Annotated in this window: 24 protein-coding genes and 1 riboswitch; of the genes, 5 read left to right on the forward strand and 19 right to left on the reverse strand. The window is 77.5% G+C overall.

The annotated features are described in order from the left end of the window. Nucleotides 1–100 precede the first annotated feature (100 nt). The 4 genes from LY71_RS02340 to LY71_RS02355 all read right to left on the reverse strand — a co-directional run bounded on the left by LY71_RS02340 (nt 101) and on the right by LY71_RS02355 (nt 3,515). Nucleotides 101–463, reverse strand: a complete 363-nt coding sequence (locus LY71_RS02340) for an NADH-quinone oxidoreductase subunit A (RefSeq protein WP_106275325.1) — start codon at nt 461–463, stop codon at nt 101–103. Between the two features lie 163 nt (nt 464–626). Then, the gene (locus tag LY71_RS02345) at nt 627–1,901 is read right to left on the reverse strand and encodes a geranylgeranyl reductase family protein (protein ID WP_106275326.1); all 1,275 of its coding nucleotides are present in this window, start codon (nt 1,899–1,901) and stop codon (nt 627–629) included. A gap of 52 nt (nt 1,902–1,953) precedes the next feature. Further along, complete coding sequence (locus LY71_RS02350; RefSeq protein ID WP_106275327.1) at nt 1,954–2,622, reverse strand: phosphoribosyltransferase; 669 nt, start codon at nt 2,620–2,622, stop codon at nt 1,954–1,956. A gap of 209 nt (nt 2,623–2,831) precedes the next feature. Beyond that, entirely contained in the window at nt 2,832–3,515 is a 684-nt protein-coding gene (locus LY71_RS02355) for a demethylmenaquinone methyltransferase (protein ID WP_245887603.1), read from the reverse strand. Between the two features lie 71 nt (nt 3,516–3,586). On the opposite strand from LY71_RS02355, the gene LY71_RS02360 reads away from it, so the two are divergent. Continuing rightward, nucleotides 3,587–4,858 (forward strand): isochorismate synthase, encoded by a 1,272-nt coding sequence (locus LY71_RS02360; protein WP_106275329.1) that lies wholly within the window; start codon nt 3,587–3,589, stop codon nt 4,856–4,858. A gap of 5 nt (nt 4,859–4,863) precedes the next feature. Further along, nucleotides 4,864–5,478 (forward strand): class I SAM-dependent methyltransferase, encoded by a 615-nt coding sequence (locus LY71_RS02365; RefSeq protein ID WP_106275330.1) that lies wholly within the window; start codon nt 4,864–4,866, stop codon nt 5,476–5,478. A gap of 61 nt (nt 5,479–5,539) precedes the next feature. Here LY71_RS02365 and LY71_RS23665 read toward each other — a convergent pair whose 3' ends face one another. From LY71_RS23665 to LY71_RS02385, 3 genes are all read right to left on the reverse strand, one after another. Continuing rightward, nucleotides 5,540–6,715, reverse strand: a complete 1,176-nt coding sequence (locus tag LY71_RS23665) for a transglycosylase family protein (RefSeq protein ID WP_211297093.1) — start codon at nt 6,713–6,715, stop codon at nt 5,540–5,542. Nucleotides 6,716–6,719: 4 nt separating this feature from the next. Then, a riboswitch (cyclic di-AMP (ydaO/yuaA leader) is annotated at nt 6,720–6,888 on the reverse strand. 174 nt (nt 6,889–7,062) lie between these two features. Next, nucleotides 7,063–8,742: a 2-succinyl-5-enolpyruvyl-6-hydroxy-3-cyclohexene-1-carboxylic-acid synthase gene (menD, locus tag LY71_RS02380; protein WP_106275331.1), complete on the reverse strand. Its 1,680-nt coding sequence runs from the start codon at nt 8,740–8,742 to the stop codon at nt 7,063–7,065. After that, on the reverse strand, nt 8,739–9,695 hold the full coding sequence (locus LY71_RS02385; protein ID WP_245887604.1) for an o-succinylbenzoate synthase: 957 nt from the start codon (nt 9,693–9,695) through the stop codon (nt 8,739–8,741). The genes menD and LY71_RS02385 overlap by 4 nt, the downstream gene beginning before the upstream one ends. 41 nt (nt 9,696–9,736) lie before the next feature. On the opposite strand from LY71_RS02385, the gene menE reads away from it, so the two are divergent. Beyond that, nucleotides 9,737–10,918, forward strand: a complete 1,182-nt coding sequence (menE, locus tag LY71_RS02390) for an o-succinylbenzoate--CoA ligase (protein ID WP_106275332.1) — start codon at nt 9,737–9,739, stop codon at nt 10,916–10,918. After that, nucleotides 10,918–11,790, forward strand: coding sequence for a 1,4-dihydroxy-2-naphthoate polyprenyltransferase (locus LY71_RS02395; protein WP_106275333.1), 873 nt, complete (start codon nt 10,918–10,920; stop codon nt 11,788–11,790). Before menE ends, LY71_RS02395 begins: the two co-directional genes overlap by 1 nt. A gap of 3 nt (nt 11,791–11,793) precedes the next feature. Here the strand turns inward: LY71_RS02395 and LY71_RS02400 are convergent, their stop codons facing one another. Next, entirely contained in the window at nt 11,794–12,096 is a 303-nt protein-coding gene (locus tag LY71_RS02400) for a DUF4229 domain-containing protein (protein WP_106275334.1), read from the reverse strand. Beyond that, complete coding sequence (locus tag LY71_RS02405) at nt 12,089–12,598, reverse strand: Lrp/AsnC family transcriptional regulator (protein WP_211297094.1); 510 nt, start codon at nt 12,596–12,598, stop codon at nt 12,089–12,091. Before LY71_RS02405 ends, LY71_RS02400 begins: the two co-directional genes overlap by 8 nt. A 36-nt stretch (nt 12,599–12,634) precedes the next feature. Here LY71_RS02405 and LY71_RS02410 point away from each other — a divergent pair, with 36 nt between their 5' ends. Beyond that, nucleotides 12,635–12,844, forward strand: a complete 210-nt coding sequence (locus LY71_RS02410) for a hypothetical protein (RefSeq protein WP_106275335.1) — start codon at nt 12,635–12,637, stop codon at nt 12,842–12,844. A 79-nt stretch (nt 12,845–12,923) separates the two neighbouring features. Here LY71_RS02410 and LY71_RS02415 read toward each other — a convergent pair whose 3' ends face one another. The 10 genes from LY71_RS02415 to LY71_RS02460 all read right to left on the reverse strand — a co-directional run bounded on the left by LY71_RS02415 (nt 12,924) and on the right by LY71_RS02460 (nt 22,508). Then, nucleotides 12,924–13,265 carry a hypothetical protein gene (locus LY71_RS02415; protein ID WP_146146040.1) on the reverse strand — a complete coding sequence of 114 codons (342 nt, stop codon included), beginning with the start codon at nt 13,263–13,265 and terminating at the stop codon, nt 12,924–12,926. Nucleotides 13,266–13,392: 127 nt separating this feature from the next. Further along, a complete protein-coding gene (gene ccsB / locus LY71_RS02420; RefSeq protein WP_106275337.1) occupies nt 13,393–14,364 on the reverse strand; it encodes a c-type cytochrome biogenesis protein CcsB in 972 nt (323 codons plus the stop codon). Continuing rightward, nucleotides 14,354–16,000, reverse strand: coding sequence for a cytochrome c biogenesis protein ResB (resB, locus tag LY71_RS02425; RefSeq protein WP_106275338.1), 1,647 nt, complete (start codon nt 15,998–16,000; stop codon nt 14,354–14,356). Before resB ends, ccsB begins: the two co-directional genes overlap by 11 nt. After that, entirely contained in the window at nt 15,997–16,836 is an 840-nt protein-coding gene (locus LY71_RS02430) for a cytochrome c biogenesis CcdA family protein (RefSeq protein ID WP_106275339.1), read from the reverse strand. Before LY71_RS02430 ends, resB begins: the two co-directional genes overlap by 4 nt. Next, complete coding sequence (locus tag LY71_RS02435) at nt 16,826–17,413, reverse strand: TlpA family protein disulfide reductase (protein WP_106275340.1); 588 nt, start codon at nt 17,411–17,413, stop codon at nt 16,826–16,828. The genes LY71_RS02430 and LY71_RS02435 overlap by 11 nt, the downstream gene beginning before the upstream one ends. Continuing rightward, nucleotides 17,410–18,048: a histidine phosphatase family protein gene (locus LY71_RS02440; RefSeq protein WP_106275341.1), complete on the reverse strand. Its 639-nt coding sequence runs from the start codon at nt 18,046–18,048 to the stop codon at nt 17,410–17,412. The genes LY71_RS02435 and LY71_RS02440 overlap by 4 nt, the downstream gene beginning before the upstream one ends. Further along, nucleotides 18,045–19,427, reverse strand: a complete 1,383-nt coding sequence (hemL, locus tag LY71_RS02445) for a glutamate-1-semialdehyde 2,1-aminomutase (protein WP_106275342.1) — start codon at nt 19,425–19,427, stop codon at nt 18,045–18,047. Before hemL ends, LY71_RS02440 begins: the two co-directional genes overlap by 4 nt. Continuing rightward, nucleotides 19,424–19,987: a hypothetical protein gene (locus tag LY71_RS02450; protein WP_245887605.1), complete on the reverse strand. Its 564-nt coding sequence runs from the start codon at nt 19,985–19,987 to the stop codon at nt 19,424–19,426. Before LY71_RS02450 ends, hemL begins: the two co-directional genes overlap by 4 nt. Then, nucleotides 19,984–20,982 (reverse strand): porphobilinogen synthase, encoded by a 999-nt coding sequence (gene hemB / locus LY71_RS02455; RefSeq protein ID WP_106275343.1) that lies wholly within the window; start codon nt 20,980–20,982, stop codon nt 19,984–19,986. Before hemB ends, LY71_RS02450 begins: the two co-directional genes overlap by 4 nt. Continuing rightward, entirely contained in the window at nt 20,979–22,508 is a 1,530-nt protein-coding gene (locus tag LY71_RS02460) for a uroporphyrinogen-III synthase (protein WP_106275344.1), read from the reverse strand. Before LY71_RS02460 ends, hemB begins: the two co-directional genes overlap by 4 nt. Between the last annotated feature and the right edge of the window lie 76 nt (nt 22,509–22,584).

The raw sequence follows: 22,584 nt of genomic DNA on the forward strand, positions 1-22,584 counted from the left end.
GTGGCCGGTGTCGTCGCGGCCTGTGTCGCGGCCGGTGTCGTCGCGGCCTGCGTCGTGGGTGTCGTGGCCGTGGGTGTCATGGCCGTGGGTGTCATGGCCGTCAGTCCCACTCGAGACCGCCGCGGCGCCAGACGTAGGCGTAGGCGAGGAAGACCGTCGCGATGAACACGACCATCTCGACCAGGCCGAACACGCCCAGCGCGTCGTTGGCGACGGCCCACGGGTAGAGGAAGACGATCTCGATGTCGAAGACGATGAAGAGCATCGCCGTCAGGTAGTACTTCACCGGGAAGCGGCCGCCGTGCAGCGGCTGGTCGACCGGCTCGATGCCGCACTCGTAGGCCTCGAGCTTCGCCCGGTTGTAGCGGCGCGGGCCGACGAACGGCGCGACCGCCACGGAGAACAGCGCGAAGGCGGCGGCCAGCGCGAAGAGGCCCACGATGGGCACGTAGGTCGAGAGCACCGGCTCCCCCCTTCGACGTCGGGACGACGACACGAGCTTGTGAAGAAATTCACAAAGCGACGGGGACGAGCCTATGCCTCCCCCACGACGATGAGAAGCACAGGGGGTGAGTGACTTCACGTCGGCGCGTCACGGTCTGGTCACGCTCCGGCCGAGCCCGGGTTCAGACCGACGGCGTCAGGCGGGTGAGCAGGGCGACCACGCGGTCGAAGCGGTCGCCGTCGCGGCCGTCGGAGAGGTTGCCCATCAGCCGCAGCGCGGCGCGGACCATGGCCGGGCGCTTGAGCCCGTGGGCGGTGGCGAACCGGACCAGCGCCGGCCGGTCGAGCAGCGCGAGGAACGCGGTGCCGAGGCGGTGGTGGCGGCCGTACTCCTCGCGCAGCCGCTCGGGGTAGCGGCGCAGCACCGCCTCGCGGGCGGGGCCCTCCGGGGCGGCCAGGGCCGCGGCGGCGGTCTCCCCCGCCATCCGGCCGGTCTCCAGGGCGTAGCTGATGCCCTCGCCGTTGAACGGGTTGACCACTCCGGCGGTGTCGCCGGCCAGCAGCAGGCCGCGGGTGTAGGCCGGGCCGCGGGCCAGCGCCATCGGCAGCCCGGCGCCACGCAGCGGGGTCACCGCGTGCTCCTCGCCGAGCTGCCACTCCGGCGGGAGGGTGGCCAGCCACCGCCGCAGCACGGTGCGCGGGTCGGCCTGGCCGGCGCGGCGGGTGTCGAGCAGCCCGAAGCCGACGTTGGCGGTGCCGTCGCCCATGCCGAACGACCAGCCGTAGCCGGGCATCGAGTCGGCGGTGGGGCCCTCGGCGGAGAGGTCGAAGGAGATGTCGAGCCAGGGGTCCTCACCGCGCGGGGTCTCGACGTACCGGCGGACGGCGACACCGAGCGGGCGGTCCTCGCGGCGGGTGAGCCCGATGGCCTTGGCCAGCCGGCCCGACAGGCCCTCGGCGGAGACCACCAGCGGCGCCCGCCAGGTGACCGGTTCCCGCCCCGGCCCGGCCTGGGCGCGCACACCGGCGACCCGGCCGGCGTCGTCGAGCAGCGGGTCGGTGACGGTGACCTCCTGCTCGAGCCGGGCACCGGCCGCGACGGCGTGCTCGGCCAGCATCGGGTCGAGGTCCCGGCGTGCGCGGATGAGCCCGTACGACGGCCAGGAGTCCAGCGTCGGCCAGTCCACCTCGACCACCTGGCCGCCGCCGAAGACCCGCAGGCCCCGGTGCCGCACCCAACCGCCGGCCGGTGAGACGTCGATCCCCATGTCGTCGAGGGCCTTCACCGCCCGCGGCGTCAGCCCGTCGCCGCAGACCTTCTCGCGGGGGAAGCGCGCCTTCTCCAGCACGACGACGTCGAGGCCGGCGGTGGCCAGCGTCCACGCGGCGGCCGACCCCGCCGGGCCGGCCCCGACCACCACGACGTCGGCGCTGCCCCCGGCGGTCGGATCGGTCACGCGCTGGCCCCCTCGGTGCTCGGCTGCGGCCCTGCCGGACCGCCGTCCGAGCCTAGGCGGGGGCCCGCGCCAGGGCCGCCCGCACCTCGTCGTCGGTGGTCTGGCCGAAGTCGTCGTAGTACCGGCCGACGGCACCGAACGGGACCGGGGTCAGCGGGCAGACCACCTCGTCGGCGTCCAGCGCGGCGCACACCTCGGGCGACCCGACGGGGACGGCGACGACGACGGCGGCGGGCCCGGCGCGGCGCACGGCGGCCAGCGCGGCGCGCACGGTCGAGCCGGTGGCCAGCCCGTCGTCGACCAGGACGACGGTGCGGCCGGCGAGGCGCGGGGGCGGCCGGTCGCCGCGGTAGGCCACCTGGCGGCGGCGCAGCTCGGCGAGCTCGGCCCGGCGGACCTCGGCGGCGGCGTCGTCGTCGACCGCGTGGCGGGCCAGGACCACCTCGCTGCGGACGCTCTCGACGGTGTCCCCGACCGCCGCGAGCGCCCCCATCGCCAGCTCCGGGTGGCCGGGCAGGCCGAGCTTGCGGACGGCGACGACGTCGAGCTCCGCCCCCAGCGCCGCGGCCACCTCGGCGGCGACGAGCACCCCGCCGCGGGGCAGGCCGAGGACGAGCACCCCGGGCCCGAGCGGGACCGCGGCGGCACGGGCGGGGTCGGTCAGGAGCGCGGCGAGCTGCCGGCCGGCGTCGCGCCGGTCGGGGAAGCGGCGGTCGGCCACCGCGGCGGCCGGGTCAGACGGGAGCGGGCCCGGTGGGCGGCGGGGCGGTCGGGTCCGTGGGGCTGGGCTGCGGGACCGGGGCCGGCGAGGGCACGGGGACCGGGTCGACCGGCGACGGTGACGGACCGGGCGGCTCGGGCAGCGGGAACGGTGTCGTCATGCTCAGAAGCTATCCCCGCGGTAGCGGCGTGGAGCCGTCGTCCGCGCGCCTACGGGCGGCGGGCGCGGTGGAGGGCGACGATGCCGCCGGTGAGGTCGCGCCACTCGACGCCGGCCCAGCCCGCGGCCTGGATGCGCGCGGCCAGCGCGGGCTGGTCGGGCCAGGCGCGGATCGACTCGGCGAGGTAGACGTAGGCGTCGGGGTTGCTGCTCACCGCGCCGGCGATCCGCGGCAGCGCGCGCATGAGGTACTCGGTGTAGACGGTGCGGAACGGCGCCCAGGTCGGGCTGGAGAACTCGCAGACCACCAGCGTCCCGCCCGGCCGCACCACGCGGGCGAACTCGCGCAGCGCGACGTCGGGGTCGGCCACGTTGCGCAGCCCGAAGGAGATGACCAGCCCGTCGACGCTGGCGTCGGCCAGCGGCAGGGCCATCGCGTCGCCGGCCACCTTGGGCACCGGCCGCGCGGCGCCGGCGCGCAGCATCCCCTGGGAGAAGTCGCAGGCGATGGCGTGCACGCCGCCGGCCGCGAGCTCGACGGTGGACACCGCGGTGCCGGCGGCGACGTCGAGGACGGTCTGGCCCGGCTGCGCGCCCAGCGCCTCGCGGGTGGCCCGCCGCCAGCCGGCGTCCAGCCCACCGGAGAGCACCGTGTTGGTGATGTCGTAGCGGCGCGCCACCCGGTCGAACATGGCGGCGACGTCGCGCGGCTGCTTGTCCAGTCCGGCCCGCACCCCGGGCCTGTGTGCGCTGTCTCGCCGGGAACCCACGGCGGCCGACGCTACCGGCCTCCTACCCTGGAGGCGTGACCGCGGCTGCGCTGACCTCGCCGGACGCCGTCGCGCCCGCCGTCACGACGGTCCCGCTGGCCGACTCCCCCGACCTGCTGCGCCTGCTGCCCCGCGACGGCGCGCTGTCCTGGGTGCGCCGCGGCGAGGGTCTGGTGGGCTGGGGCGAGGCCGACCGGCTCGAGGTCTCCGGGCCCGGCGCGCTCGCCGAGGCCGCGGCCTGGTGGGCCGACCGCAGCGCCGGGCTGGTGGTCGACGACGGCGTCGGCGTCCCCGGCTCGGGCCCGGTCGTGTTCGGCAGCATCGCCTTCGACCCGGCCGCGGGGACGTCGGTGTTCGTCGTCCCGGAGGTCGTCGTCGGCCGGCGGCACGGCGTCGCGTGGCTGACCACCACCGGCGACGTCGACCCGCGCGACGTCCTCGCGGCCACCGGGCCACTGCCGCCGTCGCCGGCCCGGCTGCGCTACGCCGACGGCGTGCTCGACCCCGCGTCGTGGTGCTCGGCGGTGGCCGCCGCGGTGGCGCGCATCGACGACGGCGACCTGGCCAAGGTCGTGCTCGCCCGCGACCTGCTCGTCACGGCCGACGCCCCGCTCGACCCGCGCCGGTTGCTCGACCGGCTGGCCGCCCGCTTCCCCGACTGCTGGACCTTCGCCGTCGACGGGCTGCTCGGCGCCACCCCGGAGCTGCTGCTGCGGCGTACCGGCCGGGAGCTGTCCGCGCGCGTCCTGGCCGGCACCGCCCCGCGCGGCGCGGGCGCCGAGGACGAGCGGCTGGCCGCGGGGCTGATGGACAGCGCCAAGGACCGCGCCGAGCACGCCCTCGCCGTCGACTCGCTGGTGCGCGCGCTGGACCCCTACTGCACCGCGCTGTCGGTGCCCGACGGGCCCTCGCTGCTGACCCTGGCCAACGTGCGGCACCTGGCCACCGACGTCACCGGCACGCAGCGCCGGTCGGGCCGCCGCGGGGCGGCGGGCCTGCTCGAGCTGGTCGACGCGGTGCACCCGACCGCCGCCGTCTGCGGCACCCCGCCGGACCGGGCCGCCGCGCTGATCGCCGAGCTCGAGGGGTTCGACCGCGGCCGGTACGCCGGGCCGGTCGGCTGGCTCGACGCCCGCGGGGACGGCGAGTTCGGCCTGGCCCTGCGCTGCGCCCAGCTCTCCGACGACGACCCGTGCTCGGCGCGGCTGTTCGCCGGCTGCGGCATCGTGGCCGGCTCCGACCCCGCCGCCGAGCTGGCCGAGACCCAGTCGAAGTTCGCCGCCGTCCAGGCCGCGCTGGAGAGCTGACCCCCGTGGTCCCGGACCCGTCCTGGGACCACAACGCGCACTACGGGCGGCTGCTGCTGCGCGCGCTGCCGCCGCGCTGCGAGCGGGTGCTCGAGGTCGGCTGCGGCACCGGCGACCTGGCCGCCGCCCTCGCCGCCCGGGTCGCCGCCGTGGACGCCGTCGACCGCTCGCCGGCGATGGCCGCGCTCGCCCGGGCGCGGGTGCCGCCGGGGGTCCGCGTGCTCGAGGGCGACGTGCTGGAGCTCGGGCTGCCCGCGGGCGGCTACGACGCCGTCGTCGGCGTGAGCGTGCTGCACCACCTGCCGCTGGAGGAGGCGCTGCGCACCCTCGCCGCGGCGTTGCGGCCGGGCGGGGTGCTGGCGATGGTGGCGCTGCCGCGCACCGACCTGCCCCGCGAGCTGCCGGTGGAGCTGCTCGCCGCCGTGCTGCACCGGGCCGTCGGGCTGGGCCGGGCCCTGCGCGGCCGCCGCTGGGCCGGGCCGCCGCCGGGGATGCCGCTGCGGGAGCCGGAGCTGACGGTGCGCGAGGTGCGGCGCCGGGCGACCGCGGTGCTGCCCGGGGTGCGGGTGCGGCGGCTGCTGTTCTGGCGCTACCTCCTGGTGTGGCGCCGGCCCGGGTGAGCCCGGGCGGACGACGGGGCCCCGACCGCGGGTGGCGGTCGGGGCCCCGTGGCGTCGCGCGTCAGCCGACGTAGTTCACGTGCACGTGGTCCATGTGGTTGGCGGTCGCGCTGCCGCGGTCCTCCATGGCCTTCCAGGTGCCGGTCGGCGAGGTCAGGATCCGCTGCTCCCAGATGACGTAGGAGACGCCGAGCTCCTCCCAGTGGTCGACGTGGTACTGGGCGATCGCGTCGCCGAGGGCGGCGTCCGACGCGACCATGTAGTCCAGGGCCAGGCCGGACGGGTGGCCGTTCGGGTCGACGGCGCTGCCGCGGGTGCCGCCCAGGGTGATGCCGGCGGCACCGGGCACGTTGCTGACGACGGTGTTCGCGGCCGCCTGCACCACGGCGTGGACCGGGCCGGCGGAGTTGGTGATCGTCGCGGTCGCGCCGGCCGAGGCGACCTCGGGGGCGGCCTGGGCCAGCGGGGCGACCGCGGCGGTGGGCGCGGACTGGCCGGCGGTGGCCGTGGGGGCGGCCGGGGCGGGCGCCTCGGTCGCCGACCCGGCGAGCGCGAGCACCTGGCCGGGGTAGATCCGGTTCGGGTTGCCGCCGATCGTGTCGGCGTTGCGCTGGTAGAGGTCGCGCCACTTCTCGCCGTGCGCGGCGGCGATCCGCTGGATGGTGTCGCCGCGCTCGACCGCGTAGCCGTTCCCGGAGGCGGCGTGCCGGCCGTAGCCGCCGGCGTCGTGGTCGTCGCGGGAGTGCTGCTCGGCGGCGGGCTGCTCGGCGGGAGCCGAGGTGGCAGGAGCCGTGGGCGCCGGAGCCGTGGCGGCCGGAGCCGTGGCCGCGGGAGCCGCGGTCGCGGGTGCCTCGGCGGCGGCCGCGGTGGTGCCGTCGGTCAGGTACTTGCCGCAGCTCGGCCACGCGCCGATGCCCTGGCCGGCCAGGACGCGCTCGGCGACCTCGACCTGCTGGGCGGGGGTGGCGAGGTCGGCGCGCGGGGCCAGGTCGGTGCCGCCGAACGCGGCCCAGGTCGACTGGCTGAACTGCAGGCCGCCGTAGTAGCCGTTGCCGGTGTTGATGCTCCAGTTGCCGCTCGACTCGCACTGGGCGACGCCGGTCCAGTCGTGGGTGGTGGCCGCCGAGGCGGGCGAGCTGAGGACGCCGAGCCCGACCACGGTGGCGCCGGCGGCGACAGGGGCCTTGGCGATGACCTTCTTGGTGCGGACGTAGCGGGGTGCGCGGTGCTTGGCCATGGTGATGATCTCCCGATCACCGCCGGCGAGGTGAGCTGTCGGGTTCGGGCGATCGGTGCCCGGCCGCGGTTCGCGGCTTCACCCCGGAGGCGCGCTCCGTCAGGCCCCTGTGGGCCGTCGCGCGCCGGAAGTGGTTCCCCCACCCCTGCCCTGGGACTGGTCGGTAGGCGCGCGGTGGGCAGGGTTTGGCGGACCGGCGCTGCGCTCCTGTTTGCTGAGCGCGACCAAAACGTTACGTGTCGTCATGTCGACTGTCGCCGTGTCGTGGGTCACACCGGACCGTCCTCGGCGTGTCGCGGACGGCGTGTTCCCCGTCCGGCAGTCGTGTGACGGATCGTTCCCGCTGGTCAGGCCAGCGCGGCGGCCGCGGCGTCGCGGATCGCGACCGCGAGGTCGGCCTCGGCGCGCTGGTCGGTGCGCGCCACCACCACCCGGGGCCCGCCGAGGGCCAGCGCCGTAGCGAGCTCCTGCGGTGTGGTCACCGCCGTCGCCGCCCAGCCCAGCGCCGCGGCGACGGCGACCAGGTCGCGGCCGTGCGGCGTCCCGAACACCCGCCGGTAGTCGCGGGCGTGCGCGGGACGCCCCGGTTCGAGCTGGGCGAAGATCCCGCCGCCGTCGTTGTCGGGGACGACCAGGGTGAGGTCCGGCCGCGGCTCCCCCTCGCCGGTCAGCAGCCCCTGCAGGTCGTGCAGGAAGGTGAGGTCGCCCAGGAGCGCCACCGCGGGGCCGCCGTGCACCAGTGCCGCCCCGATCGCCGTCGAGATGGTGCCGTCGATGCCGGCGACGCCGCGGTTGGCGAGCACGGCGAGGTCGCCGCGGGGGACGGCGAGCCGGTCGACGTCGCGCACCGGCGTCGAGGAGCCGAGCACGAGCAGCGCCCCGGGTGGCAGGGCGGCCACCACGTCCCGGGCCAGGCGGGCCGCGGTCAGCCCGGGTGCGGCGTCCAGCAGCGCGTCGACCGCCGTCCCGACCCGGCCGGCCGCCTCCCGCCACGCCCCCGCCCAGCCGTCGCCGGCCCCTGCTCCGGCCGGCGGGGCGGCCCGGTCGACCGCCGCGCTGGTCCGGCCGGCGTCGGGCCAGCGCGGCGCCACGGCGACGGTCTCCACCCGCACGCGCGGGTCGGCCAGCAGCGCCGACACCGGCCGGGACAGCGTCGGGCGGCCGACCACGACCACCCGCTCGGGGCGGTGCGCGTCCAGCCAGCCGGCGGCGCCGAGCAGCAGCGCCCCGCCGCGGACGCCGCCTCCGCTCCAGGCGCCGCCGCTGGGCTCGGCGACCACCGGCCAGCCGGCCGCCCGGGCGCCGTCGGCCCAGGCGCGGCCGACGGCGGTCGGCCCGTCGCCGGCCACGACCAGCGTGCGCGGCCCGGCGCCGACCGGCGCGGACACCACGGGCGCGGGCGACCCGGCGGTCCACGGCGCGCCGCCGGGCCGGCCGGCCCACGGACCGGTGAGCTCGCCGGGCTCCCCGTCGGGCAGCAGCGGCTCGCGGAAGGGCAGGTCCAGGTGCACCGGGCCGGGGTCGGCCGACAGCGCGCCGGTGGCGGCCAGCACCGCCCGCGACACCAGGGAGCGCCAGTAGCGGTTCTGCGCCTCCTCGCGGCCGGCCTCGGGCACGCCGACGTCGGCCGCCCAGCGCACCGCGCCGCCGTAGAGCCCCGGCTGCTCGACCGTCTGGTTCGCCCCGGTGGCGCGCAGCTCCGGCGGCCGGTCGGCGGTCAGCGCCAGCAGCGGCACGCCGCTCGCGTCGGCCTCCAGGACGGCGGCGTGCAGGTGCGCGGCCGCCGTCCCGGAGGTGGTGAGGACCGGCACCGGCCGGCCCGAGGCGCGGGCCAGCCCGAGGGCGAGGAAGGCCGCCGTCCGCTCGTCGACGCGCACGTGCAGCCGCAGCACGCCGGCGCGCTCCGCCGCCGCCAGCGCCAGGGCGACCGGCGCCGAGCGCGAGCCGGGGGCCAGCACCGCGTCGGTGACGCCGTGCCGGGCCAGCTCGTCGACCAGCACGCGGGCCAGCGCGGTGGAGGGGTTCACGCGGCCAGCACCGCCGCGAGCCGGCCGGTCCAGCGGGCGGTGGTGTCCGGGTCGGCGGCGACGGCGGCCCGCCGGTCGGGCGCCACCGCGCGCACCGGCAGCGCGCCGTCGACCGGGAGCAGCGGCGCCGACGCCACGTCCTCGGCCAGCAGCGCGACCGTGGCCAGCCCGCAGGCGAACGGCAGCTCCGGCAGCGCCGCGGCCAGCGCCACCCCGGCCGCGATGCCCACCGACGACTCCAGCGCGGAGGAGACCACGCACGGCAGGCCGTGGGCCTCGGCCACCCGCAGCGCCGCGCGCACGCCGCCGAGCGGCTGCACCTTGAGGACGACGACGTCGCACGCCTCGCGCAGGTCGACCGCGAGCGGGTCGGCCGCGCGCCGCACCACCTCGTCGGCGGCCACCCGGACGTCGACCCGTCGGCGCAGCGCGGCGAGCTCGCCGAGGCCGGCGCAGGGCTGCTCGACGTACTCCAGGCCCACCCGGTCCAGCTCGCGGATCCGCGCGACGGCGGTGTCGACGTCCCAGGCGGCGTTGGCGTCCACCCGCAGGGCGCCGGCCGGTCCCAGCGCGTCGCGGACCGCCTCCACCCGGGCGAGGTCGTCGGCGGGCGTCTGGCCGGGTTCGGCCACCTTCACCTTCGCCGTCCGGCAGCCCGAGGCGGCCACGACCGCGTGCGCCCGGTCGGCGTCGACCGCCGGCACCGTGACGTTGACCGGCACCGTGTCGCGCACCGGGGCCGGCCAGTCCCCGGCCGCCGCCTCGGCCGCGGCCGCCCACCAGCGGCGGCTCTCGGCGGCGTCGTAGTCCCAGAACGGGGAGAACTCGCCCCAGCCGCCCGGACCGCGCACCAGCACCCCGTCGCGGACGTCGATGCCGCGGAAGCGGGTGCGCATGGGCACCGACCAGACCGCCAGCTCGTCGATCCCCGGCGGGAGGGCGGCGGTGATCACGCCCGCCAGCGTATGCCGGGCCTTCCGTACCCTGGCTCGACGTGCCCCGGCAGCTGACCGTCCTCACCGCGCCGGACTCCCCCGCCGCCGTCCTCGGCTCGGTGCTGCCCGCCGTCCGCGCCTGCCTCGACGGGTCCGCGCCGCTCGCCGTCCTCCCCGCCGGGCCGCCGCAGACCGCGGCCCGGGAGGTCCTCGCGCCGGGGGAACCGCTGGAGGACGGCGCGGACCTCGTCGTCGTCACCTCCGGCTCGACCGGCCGCGGCCGCGGGGTGCTGCTGCCGGCGGCGGCGCTGCGGGCCTCGGGCACCGCGACGCTGGCGCGGCTGGGCGGCCCGGGCACCTGGCTGCTGGCCCTGCCGGTGTCGGCGATCGCCGGGCTGCAGGTGCTGTGCCGCTCGGTGCTGGCCGGCACCGAGCCCACCGTCCTCGGGCCCGGCGAGCCGCTGGCGGCGGCGGTCGCGCGCACCGGCGGCGAGCGGCGCTACACCGCCCTCGTGCCCACCCAGCTGCGCCGCTCCCTCGAGCGGGAGCCGGAGGCGCTGCGCGCGTTCGACGCCGTGCTGGTGGGCGGTGCGGCCACCGACCCGGGGCTGCTGGCGCGGGCCCGCGAGGAGGGGGTGGCGGTGGTGACCACGTACGGCATGACCGAGACGGCCGGCGGCTGCGTCTACGACGGCGTCCCGCTCGACGGCGTGCGCGTCCGCGCGGACGACGGGGGGATCGCCGTCGCCGGCCCGGTGCTGGCGCTCGGCTACCGGCGCGACCCGGACGGCAGCGCGGCGGCGTTCGCCGGCGGGGAGTTCCGCACCCGTGACGCCGGGTCGGTCGGCCCCGACGGGCGGCTGACCGTGCACGGCCGGCTGGACGACGTCGTGGTGACGGGCGGGGTGAACGTCGCCCCGCAGGCGGTCGAGGGGGCCCTGCGTGAGCACCCCGCCGTCGCCGACGCCGTCGTCTTCGGCCGGCCCGACGAGGAGTGGGGGCAGCGGGTGGTGGCCGCCGTGGTGCCGGCCGGCGGCGCCGCGCCCGACCTCGCCGTGCTGCGGCCGTGGGTGGCCGAGCGGCTGGGCGGCCCGTCGGCGCCGCGCGAGCTGCACGTCATCGCGGCGGTGCCGACGCTGCACACCGGCAAGCCCGACCGCCGCGCGGTCGCCGCCGCGGTGACGGACGGGAACGGCCCGCCTGCCGGGTCCCGTCGCCGGCCCGTGAGCGGCAGGTCGTGATGGCCACCCCCGCGCAGTGGGTGGCCGGCGCCCGGCCGCGCACGCTGCCGGCCGCGCTGGCGCCGGTCCTGGTGGGCAGCGGCGCGGCGGCCGCGCTGGGCGGCTTCCGGCTGGTCCCGGCGCTGCTGGCGCTGCTGGTCGCCCTCGCCCTGCAGGTGGCGGTCAACTACGCCAACGACCACTCCGACGGCAAGCGCGGCACCGACGCCGACCGGGTCGGGCCGATGCGGCTGGTCGGCTCCGGTGCGGCCTCGGCGCGGCAGGTGCTGGTCGCCGCGCTGCTGGCCTTCGCCGTCGCCGGGGTCGCGGGGCTGGTCCTGGCCGCGCTGTCGAGCTGGTGGCTGGTCGCGGTCGGCGCGGTGTGCATCGCGGCGGCCTGGACGTACACCGGCGGCCCGCTGCCCTACGGCTACCGGGCGCTGGGCGAGGTGTTCGTCTTCGTCTTCTTCGGCCTCGTCGCCGTGGCCGGGACGACGTTCGTGCAGACCGGCCGGGTGGAGGGGCTGGCGCTGGCCGCGGCGGTGCCCATCGGGCTGCTGTCGGTGGCGCTGCTGGTGGTCAACAACCTGCGCGACGTCGAGGGCGACGCGCGCGTGGGCAAGCGCACGCTGGCGGTGCTGCTCGGTGGCACGCGGACCCGGCGGTCCTACGTCGGGCTGCTCGCGGTCGCGTTCGCCGTCGTCGTCGCCATCGGGGTGGCCCGGCCGTGGGCGCTGCTCGCGCTGGCCGCCGCGCCGCTGGCGGTGCCGCCGTCCCGGGTGGTGCTCTCCGGCGGCCGCGGGCCCGCGCTGATCGCCGCGCTGCAGGCCACCGGCCTGCTCACCCTGGTCACCGGGGTGCTGCTGGCGGCCGGCCTGGCGCTGTCGGGCTGAGGATCAGGCCGCGGCGTCGCCGCTGAGCCGGGCGCGCAGCTGCTCCTTGGCGTGCCGCTTCTCCTCCTGCCGCAGCACCAGCGCCACGCTCAGCCGCTCGCGCGAGCGGCGCAGCAGGAAGTAGGCGACCGGCATCGACAGCACCAGCCCGAACAGCAGGCCCGACCAGAAGTCGAGGCCGACCATCCACAGGACCACGGTCAGCACCGCGAAGACCGCCAGCCGGCCGACGGTGTGGATCACCAGCCAGGGCAGCACCCTCGGGCGCTGCGCCGGCGTCCCGGTCGTGCGGTCCTGCTCAGCCATGACGGCCCTCCCACTTCGTCGACAGCACCACGGTGGTGCGGGTGCGGGCGACACCCCTGATCCTGTTCAACGCGCTGATGGTGGCCTCCAGTGCCGGGATGTCGGTCACGCGCACCTTGAGCACGTAGCCCTCGCTGCCGGCCACCCGCCAGCAGTCCTCGACCTCGTGCAGCTCCCGCAGCGCCGCCTCGACGCCGGTGTCGTCCACCGAGTCGCTCTCGATGACGCCGACCAGCGCGGTGACGTCCAGGCCGACCGCGACCGGGTCGACGACGGCCCGGTAGCCGGTGATCACGCCCGCGGCCTCCAGCTTGCCGACGCGCTCGTGCACCGACGGCGCGGAGAGGCCCACCTGGCGGGCCAGCTCGGCGTAGCTGGCCCGGCCGTTGTCGCGCAGCAGGTCGATCAGCTGCCGGTCGACGGCGTCGATGGGTCTCTCCGTCCTGCTCGGGCCCGGAGCCGTGCCGCGCTCCGCCCCCCGAGTATCCCCGCGTGCGTACATTGGCCGCACCGACCCGTCGACGAGGGGGTGGCGAGGGTGTTCGCGGTGCTGCTGGTGGTCGCGGTGGTCGTGATCGTGCTCGTGGTGCGGGCGACGGCCGCCGCCGGGAGCGAGGTCCGCCCGCCGCGTCAGGCCCGCCGTCCGCGGCCGCCGCAGGCGGCCCGTCCGGTGGCCCCCGACGACGATCCCGAGTTCCTCCGCGAGCTCGCCCGCCGCGTCCGCCGCGACGACGGCTCCCCCGCCTGACGCGGACGCGCCCGCGCCCACCGACGCGCACGGTGCACTTCCGCGGAAGTGCACCGTGCAGTTCCGCGGAAGTGCGCGCTCAGGCGGCGCGGCCGCCGAAGAGCCGGCGCCAGCCGCGCCGGGCCGGGGACTCCGGGTCGTCCCCGGGGCCGGGCACCGGCGGGACGGCGTCGATGCGGGCGGTCTCCGCCCCGGTGTCGATCGAGCCGGGCCAGCCCAGCCCGCCCCCGGTGGTGGTGTCCCCCGGCCAGCCCAGGCCGCTCTCCGTGCCCTGCGTGGAGCCGGCGCCCTGGGTGGTGCCCGTGCCCTCGGTGGACGCCGAGGCGTGCCGGCGGCCGGGCGCGGACTCCTGCTGCCGGGCGAGGGCGGCGGCGACGATCGGGTCGGTGCCGGCGTCGTCGGCGGCCGCGTGCCTAGCCACGGTGGCCTCCTCGCCGGTCCCCCGCACGTGCGGTCATGCGGAGAATGGAAGCACGCGACCGGGCGGCCCGGTGCCCGTGCCCTGGCTCAGGAGGCGCGAGTGCCCTGCTGGGGCGGGTGGTGCGGACTCAGTTCACGCCGCCGTAGCTGTGCAGCCCGGTCGAGACCATGTTCACGTACAGCAGGTTGAACACCATGACCGCCAGCCCGACGACGTTGACCCACGCCGCGGGCCGGCCGCGCCAGCCCGCGGTCGTGCGGGCGTGCAGGTAGGCGGCGTAGACGACCCACGCGATGAACGCCCAGGTCTCCTTCGGGTCCCAGCCCCACGGCCGGCCCCAGGCGCTCTCCGCCCAGATGGCGCCGGCGATGACGGCGAAGGTCCAGATCGGGAAGCCGAAGACGACGGTGCGGTGCGCCACCCGGTCCAGCGTGGCGGCGTCGGGCACGCGCGCCACCAGCCCCGCCGGGTCGCCGCCGCGGGCCTCGTACCGCGACCGCACCAGGTACAGGATGCTGGCGATGCCGCTGACGAAGAAGACGCCGAAGCCGAGGATCGCCGTCGTCACGTGCACGGCCAGCCAGCTCGACCGCAGCGCGGCCACCAGCGGGCCGTCCTCGACGTAGAGGAACAGGCCGATCGCCACCAGGCTGACCACGACCGGGGCGAGCACGAACAGACCCAGGTGCCGCAGGCCGGGCGAGCGCAGCGCCAGGACGAGGAAGGCCACCACGGCGACGAGCACGACGGCGGTCGCGAACTCGTACATGTTGCCCCACGGCAGCCGGTCGGTGGCCAGTCCGCGGGCGACGAGGACGCCGGTGTGCGCGACCGCCCCGAGCGCGGTGAGCAGCATCGCGACCCGGCCCCAGCGGCGCACCGCCGGCGGGTCGACCGGGTGCCCGGACGCCGCGGTGGCGCCGGGCTCGACGGGGGCGCCGGGCTCGACGGGGGCGCCGGAGCCGACCAGCTCGCGGGCGCGGACGGGCCGGCGGCCGAAGGCCAGCTGGGCGCAGAACGCCACGACGGCCAGGGAGTAGAGGCCGACGCTGCTGGAGAACAGCGTGTCGGAGAGGGCGGCCAGCTGGTCAGCGGTCACGCGGGGAGGCCTCCGGTTCCGGTGCGGCCCCGTCGGACGGGGCACGGTCTGCAGCGCGGGCCGCCAGGGCCGCCCGCAGGTCGTCGGTGAGCGCGGCGAAGCGCGGGGCGCCGTCGCCGCTGCCGCGGGTCAGCACGCCGACGCCGAGCACGCTACCGCCGTCCGCGGGGGCGGCGATGGCCCGGGCGAAGGCGCGCTCCCGGCGCAGCAGGAGCATGCCGAGCAGGCCGACCAGGACGGCGATCGCGGCGACGAGCACCCACACCTGGCCGGGGTCGTGCGAGAACTGCAGGGCGGCGAACTCGCGGACGCCGGTGAAGGTCACCGTCGTCCCGTCGGGCAGCGTCATCGACTCGCCCACCGCCAGGTTGGCCGAGCCGACCTCGGTGAGCCGGCCGCGCTCGATCTGCGCGGTGTCGAGCGAGTACACCGACTGCGGCAGGCCGGAGTCCAGGCCGAGGTAGCCCCGGTAGGCCACGATCGCGACCTGCGGCGCCAGCGGCTGCGGGTCGATCGAGGTGAGGATGCCGTCGCGGACCACGCCGGTCGGGGCGAAGAAGCCCTGCAGCGCGAGCTGGTCCTCGGCGCCGGCGCCCAGGTCGGGCAGCTTGAGCGCGCCCTCGCTGGCCATGGTGCTCTGCTCGGTGGGCAGGAACGGCGCGGAGACGTCGTCGAACGTCGACCCGTCGGGCAGCGTCACGGTGAACCGCGGGGCGAACCCGTGGCCGGTCACGTAGACGCGGTCGCCGTCGACCCGCAGCGGGTCGTTGACGCCGATCGTCGTCGGCCGGCCCTCCTGCCCGGGCGGGCCGTAGGTGATGTCGGCGGTGAACGAGGCGGCCGTCAGGTCCTCCTCGTACTCGGCGCGGAAGTCCTCGAGGCCGACGCAGACCGGCGTCAGGTCGCTGCCCTCGACCAGCGCGCCGGAGGAGTAGGTGTCGTACTGCTGGAACGAGTTGCAGAACCGGCCGCCCTCGGTGACCAGGATGCTGCCCTCGTAGCCCCAGAGCTTCCCCCCGGCCAGCGCCACCAGCAGCGCGAGCAGCGCGAGGTGGAAGAGCAGGTTGCCGGCCTCCTTGAGCAGCCCCTTCTCCGCCGACAGCTCCGCCTGGCCACCGCGCTCGCGGCGGACGACGCGGTAGCGGCGCACCCGCAGCTCCTCCTCGACGACGTCGAGGGCGTCGGCGGCCGGCAGCGGGGTGGGCAGCTCCGCGGCGTCGGGCAGCCGGGAGAGCCGGCGCGGGGCCGGTGGCGGCGGGGTGCGCAGGGCGCGGGCGTGCTCGAGCGCGCGGGGCAGCACGCAGCCGACGAGCGAGACGAACAGCAGCAGGTACACCGCGGCGAACCACGGGGAGCCGAAGACGTCGAAGAGGTAGAGCCGGTCGAGCACCGGCGCGAGCGTCGGGTGGTCGGTGAAGTACTGGCTGACGTTGGCCTGCGACAGCGAGCGCTGCGGCAGCAGCGAGCCGGGGACGGCGGCGAGCGCGAGCAGGAACAGCAGCACGATCGCCGTCCGCATCGCGGTGAGCCGGCGCCACTGGCGCAGCAGGAACCCGCCGAGCCGGCGGAGGGCCGACGGCCGGGCGGGCGGCGGCGGGGGCGCGGCGGCCTCCCGCGGCGGGGCGGCCAGACTCACAGCAGCGACTCCCCCAGGCCGGTGGCGGCCAGCCACGAGCGCAGCCACGCCATCATCTCGCTCCAGGCGCCGGTGACCAGCAGCAGGCCGACCACCACGAGGACGGCGCCGCCGAAGCGGGTGACGGCGCGGGCGTGCCGGCGCAGGACCGCCGTCGCCCCGACCGCCCAGCGGGCGCCGAGCGCGACCAGCACGAACGGCACGCCCAGGCCCAGGCAGTAGGCCACCGACAGCAGTGCGCCGCGGCCGGCGGTGGCCTCGGTGTAGGCCAGCGAGTACACCGCCGAGAGCGTGGGGCCCAGGCACGGCGTCCAGCCCAGCCCGAAGACGACACCGAGCAGCGGCGCGCCGGCCAGGCCCGCGGCCGGTCGCACCGACAGCCGGGCGGTGCGCTGCAGCAGCGGCAGCCGGCCGAGGAAGGCCAGCCCGACGACGATGACGACGACGCCCATGACCCGGGTGATCACGTCGTCGTACTGCGCGAGCAGCCGGCCCAGCCCGCCGAAGGCGGTGCCCACGGCGACGAACACCGCGGTGAAGCCGAGGACGAACAGCACCGCGCCGAGCACCATCCGCCCGCGCGGGGAGCGCTCGTCGGTGCGGACCGCGGTGGCGGTGGCCGTCGTGCCCGGGCCGGGCGCCGTCCCGTCGCCCGCGGGAGCCGGGGCGGCGGTGCGCACGCCGCTGCCGACCAGCCCGGTGACGTAGGACAGGTAGCCGGGCACCAGCGGCAGCACGCACGGCGAGGCGAAGCTGACCAGCCCGACGAGGGCGGCGACGGCCGCGGCGACCAGCAGCGGGCCGTCGGTGACCAGCGCGGCGAACTCAGCCCCCACCTGGGCCCTCCCCGAGCAGCGAGTCGATCACCGCGCGGAGGTCGTCCTGGGCGACCTCGCCGGTGTAGACGGCGGCCACCCGGCCGTCCCGGTCGAGCACGATGGTGGACGGGATCGCCGTGGCGGGGTAGTCCCGGAACGCCAGGGCGACCTCGCCGGCGGGGTCGTACAGCGAGGGGAACTCGATGCCCTCGCTGTCGACGAACGCCCGGGCGAACTGCTCGTCGGCCTCCTTGACGTTCAGGCCCAGGAACGCCACGCCCTCGTCGCGGACGTCGGCGTAGACCTCCTGGAACTGCGGCGTCTCGACCCGGCAGGGCGGGCACCACGAGCCCCAGAAGTTGAGCACCGCGACCTGGCCGTCGAGCTCGGCGGAGGTCCAGTCCCCGCCACCGAGCAGGGTGCCGCCGAAACCGGGTGCGGCGGCCCGCTCGGCCTCCGGGATGAGCTCGCCGGCCGGGGTGGCGGCGACGAAGCGGAACTGGCCGCCGTTGGCGACGTCGACCTGGCCCTCGCCGGTCGCGCAGCCGGTGAGGACGGTCAGGGCCGCGGTCGCGGCGAGCAGGGCACGCCTCATGCGCCGGGCACCGCGTCGGGGTCGGTGGCCCCGGCCGGCTCGGCGTAGGAGACGCCGACGACGCGGTCGCCCTCGTAGGTCACCGACGTCACGCTGGCCAGCCCGCACTGGCGGCGGCGCGGGTCGTGGGCGAAGCGCCTGCCCTCGAGGTGCAGCCGCAGCGTCCAGATGGGCAGCTGGTGGCTGACGCAGACGGCGGCGCTGCCGCGGGCGGCGTCGCGCGCGGCCTCGACGGCGGCGAGCATCCGCGCGGCGATCTCGACGTAGGGCTCGCCCCACGACGGGCGCAGCGGGTTGCGCAGCTTCCACCAGTGCTGCGGCGAGCGCAGGGCGCCGTCCCCCACGCCGACCCGGAGCCCCTCGAAGGCGTTGCCGGCCTCGATGAGCCGGTCGTCGACGGCCACCGGCAGGTCGAGCCGCTCGGCCAGGGGTGCCGCGGTCTGCCGCGCCCGCTCCAGCGGGCTGGAGACCAGGTGGGTGACGCCGCGACCGGCCAGCCACTCCGCCGCCGTCCGGGCCATCTCCTCCCCCGCTTCGGAGAGCCGGTAGCCGGGCAGCCGGCCGTAGAGCACGCCCTGCGGGTTGTGCACCTCGCCGTGCCGCAGCAGGTGCACCGTCGTCGTCGCGTCGCTCACGGGGACAGCTCCTGGGCGTCCTTGGCGGCCTCGTCGGGCGGGGCGTCGGCGGGGTCGGCGGCCGCGGCGGCGCGGGCGGCGGCGGGCAGTGCGTCGAGCACCCTCTCCACCGCCTCGTCGTCGAGGGCCGCGTTGACGAACCACGACTCGTAGGCCGACGGCGGCAGGTAGACGCCGCGGGCGAGCATCTCGTGGAAGAAGGCGGTGAACGCGGCGGTGTCCTGGGTGCGGGCGTCGTCGTAGTCGCGCACCTGGCGCTCGTCGGGCACGAAGAACACCGAGAACATCGAGCCGGCCTGCTGCACCCGGTGCGGGACGCCGGCGGCGAACAGCGCCGCGCTGGTGGCGCCGCGCAGCACCGCGGCCACCTGGTCGCAGCGGGCGTAGACGTCGTCGGTGCAGTGCCGCAGCGTGGTCAACCCGGCGGCGACCGCGACCGGGTTCCCCGCCAGCGTGCCGGCCTGGTAGACCGGCCCGGTCGGCGCGAGGTGGTCCATGAGGTCGGCCCGGCCGCCGAAGGCCGCCGCCGGGAGCCCGCCGCCCATGACCTTGCCGAAGGTGAACAGGTCGGCGTCGACCGGGTCGTGGCCGTACCAGCCCGACCGGGACACCCGGAAGCCGGTCATCACCTCGTCGAGCAGCAGCAGCGCGCCGTGCGCGGCGGTGATCCGGCGCAGCTCGGCGTTGAAGCCGTCCAGCGGCGGGACGACGCCCATGTTGCCCGGGGCGGCCTCGCTGACGACGAGGGCGATGTCGGCGCCGCGCTCGGCGAAGACCCGCTCGACGGCGGCCACGTCGTTGTAGGGCAGCACGACCGTGTCGGCGGCCGCGCCGGTGGTGACGCCGGGGGTGTCGGGCAGGCCGAGGGTGGCCACGCCCGAGCCGGCCGACGCGAGCAGCGCGTCGACGTGGCCGTGGTAGCAGCCGGCGAACTTGACCACGACCGGCCGGCCGGTGGCGCCGCGGGCCAGCCGCACCGCCGAGAGCACCGCCTCGGTGCCGGAGTTGACCAGCCGCACCCGCTCCACCGGGGGCACGCGGGCGATGATCTCCTCGGCCAGCTCGAGCTCGCCCTCGGTGGGGGTGCCGAAGGAGAACCCGCGCCGCGCGGCGGCGGTGACCGCCTCGACGACGGCCGGGTGGGCGTGGCCCAGGATCATCGGCCCCCACGAGGCGACGAGGTCGACGTAGCGCCGGCCGTCGGCGTCGGTCAGCCACGGGCCGGAGCCCTGGGTCATGAAGCGCGGGGTGCCGCCGACGGCGCGGAACGCGCGCACCGGGGAGTTCACGCCACCCGGGGTGACGCGCTGCCCGCGCGCGAACAGCTCGGCCGAGACGGGTGCGGCGTAGTCGTACCGGGCGGTGTCCAGCGAGGTCACGGCCCCAGTGTCCCCCTCCCGCCGGAGCGGCCGTCGGGGGTGTCGGGGTCGGCGCGCTGTGACGTCCCCCTCGCCGACGTCCCCCTCGCCGGCACCGCGCCCAGCAGCGCGGTGCCGAGGGCCGCGGGGTCGCGGGTGGGGACCAGCACGGTGCGCCCGTCGGCCAGCCGCAGCGGCAACCCGGTGCGGCCGCGCGGCAGCGACCAGCCGCCGCCGAGCACGGGGGCGCCGGCGTCCGCCCCGGCCGTGCCCTCGCGGACGGCGCGCAGGTGGGCGGCGTCGACGTCGGCCAGCGCCACCCGCTCGCGGCCCACCGACAGCGCGCCGTCGGGGCCGCCCGGGTCCACCCGCACCGTCCAGGCGCGGCGCGCGGCGAGGCAGACGGAGGCGACGACCCCGGGCACCGCGACGAGGACCAGCACCCACAGCAGCGACGGCACGCGGGGTCCGGGCAGGGCGACGTCCAGGACCACGAGGACGCCCAGCGCGGCGGCCGCCAGCCAGCACGGCCGCCAGCTGCCGCCGGGCTCGACGTACCCGCCGCCCCCCGCCGGGGTCACCGCAGCAGGCGCGCGGCCTCGACGGCCCAGTAGGTGAGCACCTGGCCGGCACCGGCCCGCCGGATGGCGGTGAGCGTCTCCAGGATGGCGCGCTCGCGGTCGATCCAGCCGTTGCGGGCGGCCGCCTCGACCATCGCGTACTCGCCGCTGACCTGGTAGGCGCTGACCGGGACGTCGACGGCGTCGGCGACCCGGGCCACGATGTCCAGGTAGGGCAGCGCCGGCTTGACCATGACCGCGTCGGCGCCCTCGGCCAGGTCCTGGCGCACCTCGCGCAGCGCCTCGTCGGCGTTGGGCGGGTCCATCTGGTAGGTCGAGCGGTCGCCGAACCGGGGCGCGCCCTCGGCCGCCTCGCGGAACGGGCCGTAGAAGCCCGAGGCGTACTTGGCGGCGTAGGCGAGGATCGGCGTCTCGGTGAACGCGCGGGAGTCCAGCGCGCGGCGGATGGCCGCGACCTGCCCGTCCATCATCCCGCTGGGGGCGATGACGTGGGCCCCGGCCTGCGCCTGGGCGATCGCCACGGACGCGTAGCGGTCCAGCGTGGGGTCGTTGTCGACGACGCCGGCCGGCGTGACCACCCCGCAGTGCCCGTGGGAGGTGTACTCGCACAGGCACAGGTCGGCCATGAGCACCAGCTCGTCGCCGAGGTCGGCCCGCAGCTCGCGCAGCGCGACGTTGACGATCCCGTCGGCGGCGTCGGCCTGCGAGCCCACCTCGTCCTTCTCGGCCGGGACGCCGAACAGGATCAGCCCGCCGATGCCGGCCTCGGCCGCCTCGTGCGCGGCCTTGCGCAGCGAGTCGACCGTGTGCTGGACGACGCCGGGCATCGAGCCGATGGGCTGGGCCTCGGTGATGCCCTCCTTGACGAAGACCGGCAGCACCAGGTCGGCCGGGGCCACCCGCGTCTGCGCGGTGAGCCGGCGCAGCGCGGGCGTCGACCGCAGCCGGCGCCCGCGCGCGAAGCCGGGGTGCGACCCGCCCTGCGCCGGGGTCACTGCCCGGCCTCCGCCCGCTTGGCCTCGGCGTACTCGGCCAGCGCGTCGACCAGCGGGCCCACGGCGGCGGTCTCGGGCTGCACGTCCACCCGCAGCCCGAACTCCTGGGCGGTGGCCGCGGTGGCCGGGCCGATGACCGCGACGACGGTCTTGGCGTGCGGCTTGCCGGCGATGCCGACCAGGTTGCGCACGGTGCTCGACGAGGTGAAGCACACCGCGTCGAAGCCGCCCCCCTTGATCGCCTCGCGCACCGGCGCCGGCGGCGGGGCCGCCCGGACGGTCCGGTAGGCGGTCACGTCGTCGATCTCCCAGCCGCGCTCCTGCAGGCCCGCGGCGAGGGTCTCGGTGGCGATGTCGGCGCGGGGCAGCAGCACCCGGTTGATCGGGTCGAGGACGTCGTCGTACTCGGGGAAGTCGGCCAGCAGTCCCTCGCTCGACTGGGCGCCCGAGGGCACCAGCTCGGGCACGATGCCGAAGGCGCGCACCGACTCGGCGGTCTGCTCGCCGACGCAGGCCACCTTGACGCCGGCGAACGCGCGGGCGTCGAGGCCGAGCTCGGCGAACTTCTCGCGGACGGCCTTCACCGCGTTGGCCGAGGTGAACACGATCCAGCCGTAGCGGCCGGTGACCAGACCCTTGATCGCCCGGTCCATCTGGGCGGCGCTGCGCGGGGGCTCCACGGCGATGGTGGGCACCTCGACCGGCACCGCGCCGTAGGCCCGCAGCCGGTCGCTCATCTCACCGGCCTGGTCCTTGGTGCGCGGCACCAGCACCCGCCAGCCGAACAGCGGCCGGCTCTCCCACCAGGAGAGCTTCCCGCGCTTGTCGACGGCCGCGCCGACGGTGGCCACGACCGTGCCGGTGAGCGCGTCGACGCCCGCGGTCTTCTCGGCCACGGCCGACAGCTTCGCCACGACGCTCTTCTGGCCGGTGCCCGAGCCTGCCGCGGTGACCACGACGGGCGTGGCGGCGGACAGGCCGCCCTCGACCAGCCGGGCGGCGGCGTCGGGGAGCTGCTCGGCGCCGGCCTGCAGCACCACCGGGGCGCCCAGCGCGGCGGCCGCGCCGGCCAGCGCCGGCAGGTCGGCCGTGCCGTCGCGGAGGTCCGCGGTCAGCGAGGTGCCGCCGAGGGCGACCCCGGCGTAGGCGGGGACGGCGGTCGCGGGCGCGACGCCGGGGACGACGTCGAAGGCCACCGAGGTGCGGCCGACGGCGAGCACCTCCTTGACCGCGGCGTCGGAGGTGAACGGGTCTCCGGCGACCAGGCGGACGACGACGTCGCCGCCCTTCGCCGCGGCGACCGCACCCTTGGCGACGTCGGCCGGCTCCCCGCTGACGGGGGTGAGCTCGAGGCCGGGCCGGCTCTCGCGGACGGCGTCCTGCACGGCGGCGGGGACGTCGGGGTCGACGAGCACGACCGTGGCCTCGGCCAGCGCGGCCGTGGCCCGGGCGGTCAGCATGCCGGGGTCGCCGGGGCCGGCGCCGACGAAGACGACGCGGCCTGGGGTCTTGCGGAAGCGCGTCATCGCGTGCTCCTGGTCCTTGTGGGTGTCGTGCCCCTCGGGAGGGCGTGGGCGGGGGTCGTGGGGGCCGGGGCGGGCT

It is taken from the genome of Geodermatophilus tzadiensis, from assembly GCF_003002915.1.
GTDB lineage: Bacteria > Actinomycetota > Actinomycetes > Mycobacteriales > Geodermatophilaceae > Geodermatophilus > Geodermatophilus tzadiensis.

Excerpts from the sequence above, each read along its gene's own strand:
- LY71_RS02435 (WP_106275340.1), bottom strand. The coding sequence starts at position 17,413 with ATGAGGCGTGCCCTGCTCGCCGCGACCGCGGCCCTGACCGTCCTCACC.
- LY71_RS23665 (WP_211297093.1), bottom strand. The coding sequence starts at position 6,715 with ATGGCCAAGCACCGCGCACCCCGCTACGTCCGCACCAAGAAGGTCATC.
- LY71_RS02400 (WP_106275334.1), bottom strand. The coding sequence starts at position 12,096 with ATGGCTGAGCAGGACCGCACGACCGGGACGCCGGCGCAGCGCCCGAGG.
- LY71_RS02395 (WP_106275333.1), top strand. The coding sequence starts at position 10,918 with ATGGCCACCCCCGCGCAGTGGGTGGCCGGCGCCCGGCCGCGCACGCTG.
- LY71_RS02405 (WP_211297094.1), bottom strand. The coding sequence starts at position 12,598 with ATGTACGCACGCGGGGATACTCGGGGGGCGGAGCGCGGCACGGCTCCG.
- LY71_RS02460 (WP_106275344.1), bottom strand. The coding sequence starts at position 22,508 with ATGACGCGCTTCCGCAAGACCCCAGGCCGCGTCGTCTTCGTCGGCGCC.